Here is a 15,229-nt window from a genome sequence, read left to right on the forward strand (position 1 = left end):
GAAGGGCCGGACCCTTCGCCCGCCTCGCGTCAGCGCGGCTGGAAGCCGCTCGCGACCAGGGTGAAGCGGCGCAGGTCCACCCGTTGCTCGCGCAGCACGGCCTGCGCGACCTCCTCGCGGAAGGCGGCGAGCGCGGCGCGGTTGCCGGCGTTGCGCAGATCCTGGTGGCGGATGGCGATGGCCATGGCATGGAAGGCGAGGCGCTCGGCCGTCGCCTGACGCTCGGCCTCGGTCTGGCCCGCCATGGCGGGATCGGCCGCCAGCATCTGCCGCGCCTGCCCGCGCACCGCGGCGATGCCGGCGGGCTGCGCCAGCGCATCGCCGCCGGTCGCGACCTCCCAGGCGATGAGGTAGAAGGCGGCGACGACATCGGCGAGGTCGCGCGGATCGTAGCCGTGGCGCGTCAGCAGCGCGTCGAACTGCCGCCAGATCGCGCCGCTTTCCACCGCCGGGCGCAGCCGCGCCGGATCCTGCCCGCCGGGCAGGGTGGAGGAGAGCACCTCCTGCCGGATGCGCGCGGAGATGGCGGGATCGGCCCGGTAGGCCGTCGTGCCGGGGACGAGCCCGGTGCCGGTCTGGCGCGGCAGGGGTTCGGGCTTCGCTGTGGGTGGCAGGAGGGCGGGGCCGATGCCCGCGCCCCCCGGACCGGGGGCGACGGCGCCGCGCGGCGGCAGCGCCTGCGGCGCGGCGCCGGGCGCCGGCGTGATCGGCACCAGCACGGCCTGATCGGGCGCGGGAAAGAGCCGCAGCCCGGCACCCACCGCGGCGGAGCCGTCGGGCGAAAGGACACCGTAGGGCAGCATGGCGGGACGGCCATCGGCCATGCCCGGCTGGGCCTTCGCGGCACCCGGGCCGGCCAGCGCGCCTACCAGGGCTGCCACGGCGATCAGCAGGCGTTCGGCCATGACGCGCGCCCCTTGCAGGAGACTGACGCGGCGGAGGATCGGCCTTCCGCCGCGCGGATTCAAGCCGGGCGCGTCACACGCCGTGAAGCGTTTCGGCGCCCGGATTCGCGCGCGCCCTATTCGAGGCGCGCCGCCTCCTCGAAGGACAGGCGCGGGTTGCGAGGGAACAGTCCGGCCGGGTCGCCATAGCCGAGATTGACCAGGAAGTTGGACTTCCAGTTGGTGCCGGCGAGGAAGGCCTCGTCCACCTTCGCGTTGTCGAAGCCGCTCATCGGCCCGGCATCGAGGCCGACCGCGCGCGCGGCGAGAATCAGGTAGGCGCCCTGCAGCGAGCCGTTGCGGAAGGCGGTCTGCTCGGCGAAGGAATAGGAGCCGGTGAACCAGGTCTTCGCATCCGGCGCGTGCGGGAAGAGCTCCGGCAGCCTGTCGTAGAAGTTCAGGTCGTGCGCGACGATCACGGTGACCGGCGCGGTCATCGTCTTCTCGACATTGCCGGCCGAGAGCGCGGGCTTGAGCTTCGCCTTGCCTTCCGGGGTGCGCACGAAGACGAAGCGCGCGGGCGAGGCATTGGCCGAGGTCGGCCCCCATTTCAGCAGGTCGTAGAGCTCGCGCAGCTTCGCATCCGGCACCGGCCGGTCGGTCCACTTGTTGTGGGTCCGCGCCTCGCGGAAGAGGCGGTCGAGGGCACGGTCGTCGAGGGTCTCGTTCGCGGTGGTCGCGTCCATGTCGGTCATCCAGCCTGGTTGAGGGGCCTGGCCCCCGGCCGGCAAGGGTTGGGCCCTTGCCAGCCGGGCGTCAGGCTCCGGTTTCGCGCGCGGCCGTCCGGCCGGCCCCGCGGCATGGGTGGGGATATGGCCGCCTCGGGCCGCGCCGCCATGCCCGGCCGGGAATGGCGGCGATCACCCGCGCCAATGACGGCGGGGCGTCAGGCCTCCACCTGCTCGACCGCCACCACCTCCGGCACGTAGTGGCGCAGCATGTTCTCGACCCCGTGCTTGAGCGTGGCGCGCGAGGAGGGGCAGCCCGAGCAGGCGCCCTGCATGTGCAGCCGCACGATGCCGTCGCGGAAGCCGCGGAACACGATGTCCCCGCCGTCGCCGGCCACCGCGGGGCGCACGCGGGTGTCCAGCAGTTCCTTGATCTGCGCCACGATCTCCTGGTCCGCCGGGTCGTAGTCGTCGCCGTGCTCGCCCTCGGCCTCGCCGGCCTCGAGCACCGGCATGCCGGAGAGGAAATGCTCCATCACCGCGCCCAGCACCCGCGGGCGCAGCAGCGTCCAGTCGGCGTCGTGCACCTTGGTCACGGTGACGAAATCGGCGCCGAGGAAGACGCGGGCGACATCGCCGACCTGGAAGATGCGCTCGGCAAGGGGGGAGCGGCCGGCGGCCTCGGCGGCGGAGGTGAAATCCGCCGTGCCGCGGCTGCCGAGCACGTCGCGCCCGGGCAGGAACTTCAGCGTGGCGGGGTTCGGGGTGGCCTCGGTCTCGATGAACATGGCGGGGTTCCGCGCAGGGAATGGATACCCGACCTATGTGGTCCGGTTTGACGCGCGGCGCAACTCTGCGAGGCCCGGCTCAGGTGATCCGGTCGAGTTCCTTCTCGTCCAGCGTGCCGGGCACCAGCGTCATCGGCACCGTCAGACGGCTGGCGTAGCGGCCGGTCAGCGCGGTGATCAGCGGGCCCGGCCCGCCGCTGCCGGGCGCCATGGCCAGCACCAGGATCGAGATGCGCGGATCCTCCTCGAGCAGCGCCAGCAGCTCGTCCCGCGGCTCGCCCTCGCGGATGATGAGGATGGGAAAGCCGCCCGTGATCTCGTTCACCTCGGCGGCGAGGCCGCCGAGCAGCTTCTCGGCCTCCTGCCGCCGCTCCTCCTGCATCATGGCGCCGACGCCGGCCCATTCGACGAGGCCTGCGGGCTCGATCACCCGCAGCAGCGCGACGCGGCCGCCGCCCTTGCGCGCGCGCAGGCAGGCGTAGCGCAGCGCCACCGCGCGCTCGGGGCTGTCGTCCACCACGACCAGGAAGATGCGATCGCGCTTCGCGGCGGTCGCGGCGGCGGCGGCTTCCTCGCTTCCGGGCATGTCGGTCCTCAGCTCCGGCGGAACAGGACGCTGCCGAGCCAGCCCGCCAGGGCGGCCAGCAGGATGCAGGCGATACCATAAAGCAGCGGCGCGTTCCGCGCGACCGAGGCGATCGAGGCCGCGGTGCCCACCCGGTCCACGCGCAGGAAGAGTTCCTGCCGCGCGACGATGCGCCGCTCGCGCACCAGCAGCACCTCGACGCGGTAGTCGCCGGTCTGCACCGTGTCGGGGAAGGAGACGCGGGCGCTGAACAGCCGCCCGCCGGCCAGCGCGACCGGCGCGGCGTATTCCTGCCAGCGCCCGTCCTGCTGCTTGAGCTCGAGCAGCGCGGCGCGGAAGGCCGGGGCCTGGGCGCCCTCGGCGCGCAGCGGCAGGGCATCGAGGCCGAGCCGGGCGGCGCGGCGCACATCCTCGGGCAGCACCTCCCAGACCGGGCGCGTCGAGGCGAGCGCGTAGAAGCCGGGGATGTCGGGGAACACGGCGGCCGGCCCGTTCACCCAGAAGCCGAGGACATTGACCTTGCGCCGCACCACCGCCGGCTGGGAGGGGCCCCAGGCGACGATCACCACATCCTCCCCGCTCTCGGGGCCGATCAGCCGCTCGGTGGCGCCGAACACCATCACCGAGGCGCCGGTGAAGCCGGTCGTGATCTCCACCCGGTCGGTCGAGATGTCGGCGGTGAGCTGCGGCGTGCTCGCGGCCCCGGGCGCCTGCGCGGCAGCCGGCGCCCCGAGGCCGAGCAGCGCCGCCAGGGCGAGCGCCGCGAGCCGCCTCACGGCACCGGCCCGATGGAGAACAGGTTCTCCGGCGCGCGCACGAGGTCGTAGAGCAGGCCGAGCGCCACGCTCAGCACCAGCAGGCCGAGCAGGGCGCGCGTCTCCTCCCCGCGCAGCCGGGTGCCCATGGCGGCGCCGAACTGCGCCCCGGCCACGCCGCCGGCCAGCAGCAGCAGCGTCAGCACGATGTCCACGCTGCCCACCTGCAGCGCCTGCAGCAGCGTCACGTTGGCCGAGACGAACACGACCTGGAACAGCGAGGTGCCGATCACCACCGAGGTCGGCATGCCCAGCAGGTAGATCATGGCCGGCACCAGCATGAAGCCGCCGCCCACGCCCATCACGGCGGAGAGGATGCCGATGCCGAAGCCCACCAGCAGCGGCGGCACGACCGAGATGTAGAGGCGCGACTTGCGGAACCGCACCTTGAAGGGCAGGCCGTGCAGCCAGGTGTGCTCGTGCGCCTTGGCCACCGCGATGCCGGCGCGGCGGCGGAAGATGGCGCGCACGCTCTCGCGCACCATCAGCAGCCCGACGATGCCGAGCACGACGACGTAGAAGAGCGCCACCGCGAGGTCCACCTGCCCCGCCCGCCTCAGCGCCGCGAAGAGCTGCACGCCGAGCGCCGACCCCGCGAAGCCGCCCGCGAGCAGCACCACGCCCATGCGCGCATCCACGTTGTCGCGCCGCCATTGCGCGATGAGCCCCGAGACCGAGGCGCCGAGGGTCTGGTTCGCGCCCGAGGCCACCGCCACGGGGGAGGGGATGCCGATCAGGATGAGCAGCGGCGTCAGCAGGAAGCCCCCGCCCACGCCGAACAGCCCCGACAGCCAGCCCACGCCGAAGCCGATGCCCAGCAGCAGCAGGGCATCCACACTCATCTCGGCGATCGGCAGGTAGACCTGCACCGCGTCCCGGCCCCGGTTGCTGCGAATCCTCGGTGCCACAGGGTTTGAACCCGGGCGGCGCGAGGGACAAGGGACAATCGCGCCCGGACGGGGCAGGATTGCGGCAGCCGCCCCACCATCCGGGACCCGCCCGCATGATGCCCAGCCGCCGCGCCCTGCTCGCCGCCGCCCTCGCCGCCCCCGCGCTGCGCGCCGCGCGCGCCGAGACGGCGCACCGCATCCGCCTCGTCCATGTGAACGACTTCCACAGCCGGCACGAGCCGGTGGCGCGCGCGACCGGGGCGGCCTGCCGGGCCGACGCGCCCTGCCTCGGCGGCTCGGCGCGCCTGGCCGGCGCCATCGCGGCCGCCAGGGCCGAGGCCGCCGCCGCCGGGCGCGGCGTGGTCGCGGTGGATGCCGGCGACCAGTTCATGGGCAGCCTGTTCTACACGCAGCATCGCGGCGCGGCGGAGCTCGCGGTGATGAAGGCCTGGGGCTGCGAGGCCATGGCGCCCGGCAACCACGAATTCGACAACGGCCCGGCCAATTTCGCCCGCTTCGTCGAAGGGGCGGATTTCCCCATCCTCGCCGCGAATATCGAGGCGCGGGACGAACCCGCCCTGGCCGGCAGGCTGCGCCCGTGGTGGGAGACGCGCCGCGGCGGCGCGCGCATCGCCTTCATCGGGATCACCACGCCCGAGACGCCGCTGCTCTCCTCCCCCGGCCCGAATCTCCGATTCACCGACCCGGCCGAGGCGGTGACGCGCGCCGTCGCCGCCATCCGCTCCGGGGGGCCGGCGACGGTGGTGCTCCTCTCCCACAGCGGGCTGCAGGCCGACCGGGCGCTGGCGCAGGCCACGGGCGGGGTGGACGTCATCATCGGGGGGCATTCGCACACGCTGCTCGCCGCCGAGCCGGATGCGGACGGTCCCTCCCCGCTGCTCGTGGACGGGCGGGACCGCGCGGTGCGGATCGTGCAGACCGGCGCCTATGGCCGCTTCCTCGGCATGCTCGACCTCGACCTCGCCGCGGATGGGCGGGTGGCGGCGACCGGCGGGGCCTGCGCGCCGGTCGGCACCGCCTTCCCGGAGGATGCCCGCGTCGCCGCCCTCATCGCCGAACTCGCCCGCCCGCTCGAGGAGACGCGGCGGCGCGTGGTCGGCACGCTGCCCGCGCCGCTCGGCAATGCGGAATGCCGGCGCGGGGAATGCCTGCTCGGCAACATCGTCGCCGAGGCGCTGCTTGCCCGCGCGCAGGGGGCGGAGATCGCCATCACCAATGGCGGCGGGCTGCGCGCAGGCCTGCCCGGCGGCGCGGTCACCTATGGCGACGTGCTGACCACCCTGCCCTTCGGCAACACGCTGGCGCTGATGGGCCTGCGCGGGGCGGATGTCGCGGCGGCGCTGGAGAACGGGCTGTCCCAGGGCGCCGGCACGGCGGGCCGCTTCCCGCAGGTCGCGGGGCTGCGCTTCGCCTGGGACCCGACGGCGCCGCCCGGGGCGCGCCTGCGCGGGGTCGAGGTCGCCGAGGGCGGGCGCTTCGTCCCGCTCGACCCCGGCCGGGTCTATCGCGTCGCCACCAACGACTTCATGCGCCGCGGCGGCGACGGCTACGCGGCGTTCCGCGACCGCGCCCTCGACCCCTATGACGGCGGCGTGCTGCTCGAGGAGGCGCTGGCCGACTTCATCGCCTCGGGCCGCGCGGCGGCGGTGCGGCTGGACGGGCGCATCGCCGTGCGCTGAGCCCCGCGCGCCGCAGGAAGCGGTTGCGGAGGCGGATCGCCCTCGGGCTATCCTCGCTGCGGGCAAGACGCCCGTGGGGAGGTCGCCGCATGGCACCGAAACTGGCCGCCGAGTTCATCGGCACGCTCTGGCTCACGCTCGGGGGATGCGGCTCGGCCGTGCTCGCCGCCGCCTTCCCGGAGGTCGGGATCGGGCTGCTCGGCGTCTCCTTCGCCTTCGGGCTGACCGTGCTGACCATGGCCTATGCGATCGGCCATGTCTCGGGCTGCCACCTGAACCCGGCGGTGACACTCGGCCTGGTGGCGGCGGGGCGGTTCCCGGGCAGCCAGGCCATTCCCTACATCTTCGTGCAGGTGCTGGGCGCGATCGCGGCGGCGGGCATCCTCTGGGCCATCGCCACCGGCAAGCCGGGCTTCGAGGTGGGCGGCTTCGCGGCCAACGGCTTCGGGGAGCATTCGCCCGGCAAGTATTCGATGAACGCCGCGCTGCTGACCGAAGTGGTGATGACCTTTTTCTTCCTCGTCATCATCCTCGGCGCGACGCATCCGCAGGCGCCCAAGGGCTTCGCCCCCATCGCCATCGGCCTCGGCCTGACGCTGATCCACCTGATCTCGATCCCGGTCACCAACACCTCGGTCAATCCCGCGCGCAGCACGGGCCCGGCGCTGGTGGTGGGCGGCTGGGCGCTGCAGCAGCTCTGGCTGTTCTGGGTGGCGCCGATCCTCGGCGCGGTGCTGGCCGGCGTCGCCTCCCGCACCCTCTGGCCGGACGACCGCCAGTAGGCGGCACGCGCGAGGGCTGGCAGGCTCGCGGCGATGGACGCCCCGCCGCTCAACCCGCATCCCACCCTCGCCCCGCGCCTGCTGATGGGCGTGGTGGTGCCCGCCACCAACGTGACCACCGAGGCGGAGATGGACGACCTCCGCCCGCATGGCGTCATCAACGCCACCGCGCGCATCGCCAACCCCGACGCCGCCGTCGCCTCGGACGCCGATGCGGCCGTGGTGCGCGCGGCGATGGTGGCGGGGCTGATGGGCGCGCTCGACACGCTGGCGCCGGCGCGGCCCGGGCATGTCGTGATCGGCGTGATGGTGGAGAATTTCGTCGGCGGCGGCGCGGCGGGCGAGGCATTGCTGGCCGAGGCGGCGGCGCGCATCGGCTGCCCGGTCAGCGCGCCGACCCAGGCGAGCCTCGCCGCGCTCGCCGCCCTCGACGTGCGCAGCGTCGCGCTGCTGACGCCCTTCTTCCCCGCCGGCGACGCCGCGGCGAAGGCCTTCCTCGAGGAGGCGGGCATCGCCGTGCCGCGCGTGCTCGGCCTGCGCGCGCCGGGGCCCGCGGCGATCGGGCGCGTGACGGCGCAGCGCCTGCGCGAGGCGGTGCGCGACCTCGACGGGCCGGACGTGCAGGCCATCCTGCAGGTCGGCACCAACCTGCCCTTCGCGGCGGTGGCGCGCGAGGCGGAGGCCGCGCTCGGCAAGCCGGTGCTGGCGACCAATCCGGTGACCTACTGGCACGCGCTGCGCCGCGCCGGGATCGCCGAGCGGATCCCGGGCGCGGGGCGGCTCTTCGCGCTCGCCTAGATGAAGATGCTCTTGAGCAGCCAGACCGCGAGATAGACCAGGATGGCGACGCCGATCACCGCCAGGGTGAAGGTCAGCGCCTTCTCCTGCGGCACGCGCATGACGATCGGCACGCCGCGATAGAGGGTGTAGAGGGCGTAGATCGCGCCTGCCAGCGCCACCAGCCCGCCCAGGATCGGGATGATGATGGCCCCGCCCGCCACCCAGGCCGCGGTCGGGTAGAAGGCGGCGAGCTTCAGCGCCGCCTGGCCGTCCTGCGGGCCGCCGAAGCTCGGCGCCAGCGCCTCGATGATCTTCGCCATCACGATCACGCCGATCAGCGCCAGCACGTAGCTGACGATCGCGTTGGTGATCGCGCCGAAGAAGAAGCCGAGGGCCATCATCAGCAGCATCCCGGCGATGGCCGGGATGGCGGCGAGGATCATCACGTAGCGCGTGAAGACCGGCACGAGTTCCACCGGCTCGGCCGCGATGGTCCGCCATTCCTGATCGGGCGCGAGGATCATCCCCTTCACGCGCGCGATGAGCTCGTTCATGCCGCCCCCCTCGGGTGGTTCATTGCCCGGCCGATACTGCGCAGGCGGAGCGCGTCGGGGCAAGCCCGCCGCGCTTCTCCGCGCCGCCGGCATCTGCCAGCCTGCGCCGATGCCCGAATCGGCCCCGCTCCGCTGGCGCGACCGGCGCTTCCTGGTGCTGCTCGCGCTCGGCTTCTCGGCCGGCGTGCCGCTGCCGCTCACGGCCTTCACGCTGCGCCAGTGGTTCGCCGAATCCGGCGTCTCGCTGGCCGCGATCGGCCTGACGGCGCTGATCGGGCTCGCCTATTCCCTGAAATTCCTGTGGGCGCCGGTGCTCGACCATGCGGCCGCGCCGCTCTTCCGCCGCTGGGGGCGGCGGCGCGGCTGGCTCGCGAGCATCCAGCCCGCGCTCGCGCTGGCCATCCTCGCCCTCGGCCTGACCGACCCTGCGGCCGATGCGACCCTCACCGTCATGGTCGCCGTCGCAGTGGCCTTCCTCTCCGCGAGCCAGGACATCGTGGTGGATGCCTACCGCATCGAGGCGCTGGCCGAGCGCGAGCAGGGCTACGGCCTCGCCTGCTATGTCTGGGGCTATCGGGGCGCGCTGCTCGCGGCCGGGGGCGGGGCGCTGGCCATGGCCGAGTTCGGCGGCTGGTCCTTCGCCTTCGCCATGTGCGCGGCGATGATCGGGGTGGGCTTCGCGGCCACCATCGCTGCCCCCGAGCCAGGCCGCCCCCCGCCCGAAGCCCCGCCCGGCTGGGGCGCGCGGCTGCGCATCGCGGTGGTCGAGCCCTTCGCGGATTTCGTGCGCCGGCGCCACTGGTTCGTCATCCTCGCCTTCGTCGCGCTGTTCAAGCTGGGCGAGGCGCTGGCCGGGATCATGACGCCCTCCTTCTACCGCGCGCTCGGCTTCTCGCGGCTCGAGGTCGCCTCGGTCTCCTCGGTCTTCGGGCTGTTCGCGACACTCGCCGGGGCGCTGGCGGGCGGCTGGCTGGTCGCGCGGATCGGCACCGCGCGGGCGCTGATCCTGACCGGCCTCGGCCAGATGCTGTCGAACCTGATGTATGTCGCCCTCTACTACGCGGGGCACGACATAGGCTGGCTGTTCGCCCAGGTCGGGATCGAGAACTTCACCGACGGGCTCGCCGATGCGGCCTTCATCACCTACCTCTCGGCCCTGACGAGCCGCGCCTTCACGGCGACGCAGTATGCGCTGCTCTCCTCCCTCGCCGCCGTGCCGCTGCGCACGCTGGGCGCGAGTTCGGGCTGGCTTGCGGAAATGCTCGGCTGGCCGGCCTTCTTCCTGATGACGACCTTCGCCGCAGTGCCGGCCATGGCGATCATGCTGTGGCTGCTCAGGCACCTGCCGCCCCCCGCACCGCCCGAGGACCGGAGATGAGCCCCTGGATCGCAACCCCGCTGCTGCTGATCGCCTCGAACATCCTGATGACCTTCGCCTGGTACGGGCACCTCAAGGCGCCGTCCTGGCCGCTGTGGATGGCGGTGCTGGTCTCCTGGGGGATCGCCTTCTTCGAATACTGCCTCGCCGTGCCGGCCAACCGCATCGGCTTCGGCACCTTCACCGGGCAGCAGCTCAAGGTGATGCAGGAGGTCATCACCATCGCCGTCTTCGCCGTATTCAGCGTGCTCTATCTCGGCGAGACGCTGCGCTGGAACTTCCTCGCCGCCGGGGCGTGCCTCGTGGCGGCGGTGGTGTTCATCTTCCTGCCGGTGGAGTGAGCAGGCAATATCGGCAGCCGGGCTCGCCGCCCGTCCGGAGGGAAACGAATGCACTGGAGGCTGCAGATCCTGCGCGGAACCCTCTATTCGCAGGTGCCGTTCTCTGCCCAGCTCCGGGCGCTCAAGCGCAAGCTCCGCCCCCCATCAGGCGAGGGCAGGAATGCGCGTTATGCGGTTGCCGACGGGCTTCATCAGATCGCCCTTCTGCGCCGGGCGGGGGTGCCGTTCACCGGCACCGTCCTGGAAATGGGGACAGGCTGGCTGCCGATCATTCCAATCATCTACGCGGCCGCCGGATTCGAACGCTTCATTCTGACCGACACCGAGGCGCTCCTGCTGCCTTCCGGGCTGGACATTGCCGTCGGCGCGGTACGCCGGCGGCTGCCTCTGGTCAGTCAAGGACTGGGGCTGACGGAACGCGAGACCGCCGACGCGCTGGATCGGCCGCTTCGTTACGAGTACCGCGCGCCCTGGCGGCCCTCCCTCGCCGACGAGGCCAGCGCCGATGGCCTGTTCTCGCGCTGCGTCTTCGAACATGTCCGGCCGGCCGAGATCGAGGAATTTCTCCGCGAGGCACGCCGGATAGTCCGGCCCGGTGGCTGGATGTGCCACACCGTGGACAACGGCGACCATTGGGCACACATTAATCCGCAGCGCAGCCGGGTGGCGTTCCTGGCTTGGCGATCGGGCAGCCTGGTCGAGCGCTTCGCCGCTCTCAATCACTACGGATACAACAATCGTCTGCGGCACGCGGACTATCTGGACATGTTCCGTCGGACGGGATGGGAAGTCGTGCTCTCGGAGGGCGTCCCGGACGAAGCAAGCCTTGCCGACCTCGCGCGGATGCGGCTCGCGCCTCCTTTCGATGCGCGGGATCACCGCGACCTCGCAATCCTCTCGTCCCATTTCGTGCTGCGCAATCCCGCATGACGGCTGGCTTGCGTCCAATGCAACGCGTCGTCTCATTCGGCCGCTGATCGGAGAGTCCCATGCGCGTCGGTGTCCCGAAGGAAGTCAAGGTCCACGAATACCGCGTGGGCCTCGTGCCCGGATCGGTCCGCGAACTGGTCCTGAACGGGCACGAGGTGCTCGTCGAGACCGGCGCGGGCGCGGCCATCGGCTTTCCCGACGAGGCCTACCTCGCCGCCGGGGCGCGCATCGCACCGGATGCGGCGACGGTCTTCGCCGAGGCGGAGCTCATCGTGAAGGTCAAGGAACCGCAGCCCTTCGAATGGGCACGGCTGAAGCCCGGCCAGGTGCTCTTCACCTATCTTCATCTCGCCCCCGATCCCGCCCAGGCGAAGGGGCTGATGGAGAGCGGCTGCACCGCCATCGCCTACGAGACGGTCACCGACGCGCAGGGCGGCCTGCCGCTGCTCGCGCCCATGAGCGAGGTGGCCGGGCGCATGGCCGTGCAGGTGGGCGCGCGCTGCCTCGAGAAGGAGGCCGGCGGCTCCGGCATCCTGCTCTCCGGCGTGCCGGGCGTGGCGCCCGGGCGCGTCGTCATCATCGGCGGCGGCGTGGTGGGATCCAACGCGGCGCGCATCGCCAACGGGATGCGCGCCCATGTCACGGTGCTGGACCGCAACCCGCGCGTGCTGGCCGCGCTCGACATCGAGTTCAACGGGCTGGTGGACACGCTCTTCGCCACGCGCGATGCGATCGAGCGCGCCGTGCTGGAGGCCGACCTCGTGATCGGCGCGGTGCTGGTGCCCGGCGCTGCCGCGCCGCGGCTTGTCAGCCGCGAGACGGTGGCGCGCATGCGCCCGGGCAGCGTGATGGTGGACGTCGCGATAGACCAGGGCGGCTGCTTCGAGACCTCCCGCCCCACCACCCATGCCGAGCCGACCTATGTGGTGGACGGCGTCGTGCATTACTGCGTCACCAACATGCCGGGCGCGGTCGCGCGCACCTCGGCGGTGGCGCTGAACAACGCGACGCTGCCCTTCACGCTGCAGATCGCGCAGATGGGCTGGCGGCGCGCGGCCGAGGCGAGCCCGCACCTCGCGGCCGGGGTGAACGTGCATGCCGGCGCGGTGACGCATCCCGCGGTGGCCGCGGCGCTCGGCCTGCCGCTCGGGACGCTCGGGCCATGACGGCGCCGATCGAGATCCGCCTCGGCAGCCCCGCGCAGCTCTTCAACACGCTCGATCCCACGCCCTTCCGCGAAGGCGACCTCGCCACCGAGGCGGAGGAGTACATCCTCGACTGGGCGGGGGAGCTGCCGCCCAAGGCGCCGCTCGCCATCGTGCTGCACCTGCCGCCGGCCGAGGCCGCGACGCCGGCCGCCGCCGCGCTGCCCACCGCCGTCACCGGGCACTTCGCCCGCCGCGCCGAGGCCGCGACGCGCGACCTGCGGCGCAACTTCCGCGAGGGGCGCACCGCGCTTGCGGTCGGGCTCGCCATCCTCGCCGCCTGCCTCGGCATCGCGCTCCTGCTCACGCCGGAGGGCGAGGCGCGCGGCCTCGCGCGCTTCGTGCAGGAGAGCTTCGTCATCGTGGGCTGGGTCGCGCTGTGGAAGCCGGCCGAGATCCTGCTCTACGATTGGCTGCCCATCGCGCGGAAGCGGGCGCTGTTCCGCCGCCTCGCGGCCGCGCCGGTGCGTATTGCCGCGGACTGATCAGCCGATCCGGCGCCAGCCTTCATAGACCGTCTCGCACGCGATGCGGCCGTCGCGCATGGCGAAAAGGTGCAGCAGCCGCATCTCGACCAGGCTGCCGACGGGCAGCGGCGCGTTGGCGACACCCGCCCCGGTCAGGCGGAAACGCACGGTGCAGTCGTCCACGACATGATCGGCGGTGGCGAAGCGCGTGCCTGGCGTGATCTCGACATCGGCCATGGAGGCGAACATCGCGCGGTAGTTGGCCTCGATCGCCTCGCGGGTGGTCAGGCGCAGCCCGCGCGTCGGCATCTCGAGCACGATGTCGTCGGTGTAGAGGCCCATCACCAGGGCGGGGTCGCGCGCCTCGTCGCGGATATGCGCCTCGACTGTGGCGAGGTTGCGGGCGATCGGATCCATCGGAGCCTCTTTCGTCAGGGGGACTGACGATTGATTGACAGATGTTCTGACGGTCTGTCAAGCATGCAACATGGATGATCGCCCCGCCCCCGAACGCCGCCAGACCCTGGGCGCCCTGCTGCGCCTGCCCTACGAGGCCCTGCAGCGCGAGGTCTATGGCGGCCTCGCCGCGCGCGGCTTCCCCGAGATCCGCCCCGCCCATTCCGCGGTGTTCCGCCACATCGCGCCGGGCGGCTCTCGGCTCACCGCTCTCGCCGAGCGCGCGGGCATGACCAAGCAGTCCATGGCCTATCTGGTGGACGGGCTCGAGGCCGCGGGCCATGTCCGGAGCCTGCCCGACCCGCGCGACGGCCGGGCCCGCCTCGTGACGCTGACGGCGAAGGGGGAGAAGGTGGTCGCCGCGCTGCTCGAACTCGGCGCCGAGGCCGAGGCGCGGCTGGCCGGGCGGATCGGCGCCAAGCGCGCCGCGCGCCTGCGCCGCGCGCTCGAGGAATGGGTCGCGGCGATCGAGCAGGACCGCCGCGCGCGCTGATCAGAGCTGGATGTCGAGCCGCCGCAGCAGCGGCCGCCAGCGTTCCGCCTCGCGCGTCAGGAACGCCTGGAAATCGGCGGGCGTTCCCCCCGCCGCCTGGATGCCCTCGTTGAGCAGGCGGTCGCGCACGGCAGCTTCCGCAAGTGCGGCGCCCGCCGCCGCATTGAGGCGCGCGACGGCGGCCGGCGGAGTGCGCGCCGGCACCAGCAGCCCGAACCAGGTGATGGCGACGAGACCGGGCCAGATCTCGTTGAACACCGGCTGGTCCGGCAGGTTCGGCAGCCGCGTTTCCCCGGTCCAGCCGATGATCTTCGCCCGGCCCGTGCGCGCGAGCGCAAGGCCGGTCGCCCCGCCGACCAGCACGCTGTCCAGCGTGCCGGCCAGCAGGTCGGTCATCTGGTGCGCATCGCCGCGATAGCCGACATCCTGCCAGTCGAGGCCGAGGCGGTCTGCGATCAGCGCGCCGGCGATGTGGTTGAAGGATCCGCGCCCGTTGTGCCCCCAGGTCACGCGGCCCGGATTGGCGCGCACATGGGCGACGAAGCCCTCCAGCGTGTCCGGGATGCCGGGCTTGACGGCGATGCAGAAGGGCAGCGTCGCGACATGCAGGACGGGGGCGAAATCCTCGGGCCGGTAGGGCAGGTTGCGCCCGATAAGCGGGTTGATCGTCAGCGTGGTGCCCGAGGACATCAGCATGGTGTGGCCGTCGGGTGCGGCGCGCGCCACCGCCTCCGCCCCGATCACCGTCTGTCCGCCGGGCCGGTTGTCGATCACGATGTTCTGCCCCAGCAGCGGCACCATGCGTTCGGCAAGCGCCCGCGCGGTCACGTCGGTCGAACCGCCCGGCGGGAAGGGCACCACGATGGTCAGCGGGCGCGTCGGGTTCCACTGCGCCTGGGCCTGGGCAGCGCCCGCGGCGGCAAGGCCGAGCGCGGGCAGGGCCCGCCTTCCGATGGCGATGGTCATGGACGGTCCTCCGGTTGTCGTTGCCGCCAGCCTGCCACCGCCGGCGGCGCGGCGCCAAGGCTGAACGCCGTGTCTGACCCGCAGGTCGGAGGCGCGACGACCCCGCACCGACAGTCCCGGCACGGCCGCCGCATCGCGGCTGGCCCATGATGGGGCGGAGGCCGGCGCGATCGGGATGGTTTCAGACCACGCCCGACAGGGATGCGGAGTTTTCCGCCCGGAAGCGTGTCGCCGAAGGGAAATCGCTGATGCGCTGGCCGGCGGCGCAGCACGCGCCTTCCGAGACGGACACTGAGCAGTGTCAGGTGCCGGCTGCGCCAGGCCGGCGCCGCTCCGAAGGAGCAGGGCCACCCGCCTCGTCACCGCGATCGAGCGCCGCGCGAACCGCGCGATGGGTGCGCCGTCCAGCGCCGCCCCATACGCCGCGACGTCATTCCTTCCCGGCAGGCCACCCCCGATGCGGGACTGTCCGGTGCGACGTGCTGA

Annotated in this window: 18 protein-coding genes; 9 read left to right on the top strand and 9 right to left on the bottom strand. The window is 72.9% G+C overall.

The window, feature by feature from the left end; genetic code table 11:
• Positions 1-29: 29 nt before the first annotated feature.
• From FHS88_RS17620 to FHS88_RS17645, 6 genes are all read right to left on the bottom strand, one after another.
• Positions 30-905 (bottom strand): DUF6683 family protein, encoded by an 876-nt coding sequence (locus tag FHS88_RS17620; protein WP_184486790.1) that lies wholly within the window; start codon positions 903-905, stop codon positions 30-32.
• A 116-nt stretch (positions 906-1,021) separates the two neighbouring features.
• On the bottom strand, positions 1,022-1,630 hold the full coding sequence (locus FHS88_RS17625) for a malonic semialdehyde reductase (protein ID WP_184486791.1): 609 nt from the start codon (positions 1,628-1,630) through the stop codon (positions 1,022-1,024).
• 200 nt (positions 1,631-1,830) lie between these two features.
• On the bottom strand, positions 1,831-2,400 hold the full coding sequence (locus tag FHS88_RS17630; RefSeq protein ID WP_184486792.1) for a NifU family protein: 570 nt from the start codon (positions 2,398-2,400) through the stop codon (positions 1,831-1,833).
• Positions 2,401-2,479: 79 nt separating this feature from the next.
• A complete protein-coding gene (locus FHS88_RS17635; RefSeq protein WP_184486793.1) occupies positions 2,480-2,986 on the bottom strand; it encodes a universal stress protein in 507 nt (168 codons plus the stop codon).
• 8 nt (positions 2,987-2,994) lie between these two features.
• The gene (locus FHS88_RS17640; protein WP_184486794.1) at positions 2,995-3,762 is read right to left on the bottom strand and encodes a TIGR02186 family protein; all 768 of its coding nucleotides are present in this window, start codon (positions 3,760-3,762) and stop codon (positions 2,995-2,997) included.
• Entirely contained in the window at positions 3,759-4,670 is a 912-nt protein-coding gene (locus FHS88_RS17645) for a TSUP family transporter (protein ID WP_184486795.1), read from the bottom strand. Before FHS88_RS17645 ends, FHS88_RS17640 begins: the two co-directional genes overlap by 4 nt.
• A gap of 134 nt (positions 4,671-4,804) precedes the next feature.
• Here FHS88_RS17645 and FHS88_RS17650 point away from each other — a divergent pair, with 134 nt between their 5' ends.
• The 3 genes from FHS88_RS17650 (at position 4,805) to FHS88_RS17660 (ending at position 7,971) form a co-directional block, all read left to right on the top strand.
• Positions 4,805-6,391 carry a bifunctional metallophosphatase/5'-nucleotidase gene (locus FHS88_RS17650; RefSeq protein WP_184486796.1) on the top strand — a complete coding sequence of 529 codons (1,587 nt, stop codon included), beginning with the start codon at positions 4,805-4,807 and terminating at the stop codon, positions 6,389-6,391.
• 89 nt (positions 6,392-6,480) lie between these two features.
• Positions 6,481-7,173, top strand: coding sequence for an aquaporin Z (gene aqpZ / locus FHS88_RS17655; RefSeq protein WP_184486797.1), 693 nt, complete (start codon positions 6,481-6,483; stop codon positions 7,171-7,173).
• Positions 7,174-7,206: 33 nt separating this feature from the next.
• On the top strand, positions 7,207-7,971 hold the full coding sequence (locus FHS88_RS17660) for a maleate cis-trans isomerase family protein (RefSeq protein WP_184486798.1): 765 nt from the start codon (positions 7,207-7,209) through the stop codon (positions 7,969-7,971).
• Here FHS88_RS17660 and FHS88_RS17665 read toward each other — a convergent pair.
• Entirely contained in the window at positions 7,968-8,507 is a 540-nt protein-coding gene (locus FHS88_RS17665) for a Yip1 family protein (RefSeq protein ID WP_184486799.1), read from the bottom strand. The two genes, FHS88_RS17660 and FHS88_RS17665, sit on opposite strands and share 4 nt — an antisense overlap.
• A gap of 109 nt (positions 8,508-8,616) precedes the next feature.
• Between FHS88_RS17665 and FHS88_RS17670 the strand changes: the two genes are divergently transcribed.
• From FHS88_RS17670 to FHS88_RS17690, 5 genes are read left to right on the top strand one after another with little or no spacing between them, the layout of a single operon-like run.
• Complete coding sequence (locus tag FHS88_RS17670; RefSeq protein ID WP_184486800.1) at positions 8,617-9,885, top strand: AmpG family muropeptide MFS transporter; 1,269 nt, start codon at positions 8,617-8,619, stop codon at positions 9,883-9,885.
• A complete protein-coding gene (locus tag FHS88_RS17675) occupies positions 9,882-10,226 on the top strand; it encodes a DMT family protein (RefSeq protein ID WP_184486801.1) in 345 nt (114 codons plus the stop codon). The genes FHS88_RS17670 and FHS88_RS17675 overlap by 4 nt, the downstream gene beginning before the upstream one ends.
• 48 nt (positions 10,227-10,274) lie before the next feature.
• Positions 10,275-11,156: a class I SAM-dependent methyltransferase gene (locus tag FHS88_RS17680; RefSeq protein ID WP_184486802.1), complete on the top strand. Its 882-nt coding sequence runs from the start codon at positions 10,275-10,277 to the stop codon at positions 11,154-11,156.
• Between the two features lie 59 nt (positions 11,157-11,215).
• Positions 11,216-12,322 carry an alanine dehydrogenase gene (gene ald / locus FHS88_RS17685; protein WP_184486803.1) on the top strand — a complete coding sequence of 369 codons (1,107 nt, stop codon included), beginning with the start codon at positions 11,216-11,218 and terminating at the stop codon, positions 12,320-12,322.
• Positions 12,319-12,846, top strand: a complete 528-nt coding sequence (locus FHS88_RS17690; protein WP_184486804.1) for a hypothetical protein — start codon at positions 12,319-12,321, stop codon at positions 12,844-12,846. The genes ald and FHS88_RS17690 overlap by 4 nt, the downstream gene beginning before the upstream one ends.
• Here the strand turns inward: FHS88_RS17690 and FHS88_RS17695 are convergent, their stop codons facing one another.
• A complete protein-coding gene (locus tag FHS88_RS17695; RefSeq protein WP_184486805.1) occupies positions 12,847-13,245 on the bottom strand; it encodes a nuclear transport factor 2 family protein in 399 nt (132 codons plus the stop codon). It abuts the gene before it with no gap.
• Positions 13,246-13,315: 70 nt separating this feature from the next.
• On the opposite strand from FHS88_RS17695, the gene FHS88_RS17700 reads away from it, so the two are divergent.
• The gene (locus FHS88_RS17700; RefSeq protein WP_184486806.1) at positions 13,316-13,777 is read left to right on the top strand and encodes a MarR family winged helix-turn-helix transcriptional regulator; all 462 of its coding nucleotides are present in this window, start codon (positions 13,316-13,318) and stop codon (positions 13,775-13,777) included.
• On the opposite strand, the gene FHS88_RS17705 is transcribed toward FHS88_RS17700, so the two are convergent.
• Entirely contained in the window at positions 13,778-14,743 is a 966-nt protein-coding gene (locus tag FHS88_RS17705; RefSeq protein ID WP_184486807.1) for a Bug family tripartite tricarboxylate transporter substrate binding protein, read from the bottom strand.
• Between the last annotated feature and the right edge of the window lie 486 nt (positions 14,744-15,229).

This window comes from Neoroseomonas alkaliterrae, from assembly GCF_014199195.1.
GTDB lineage: Bacteria > Pseudomonadota > Alphaproteobacteria > Acetobacterales > Acetobacteraceae > Neoroseomonas > Neoroseomonas alkaliterrae.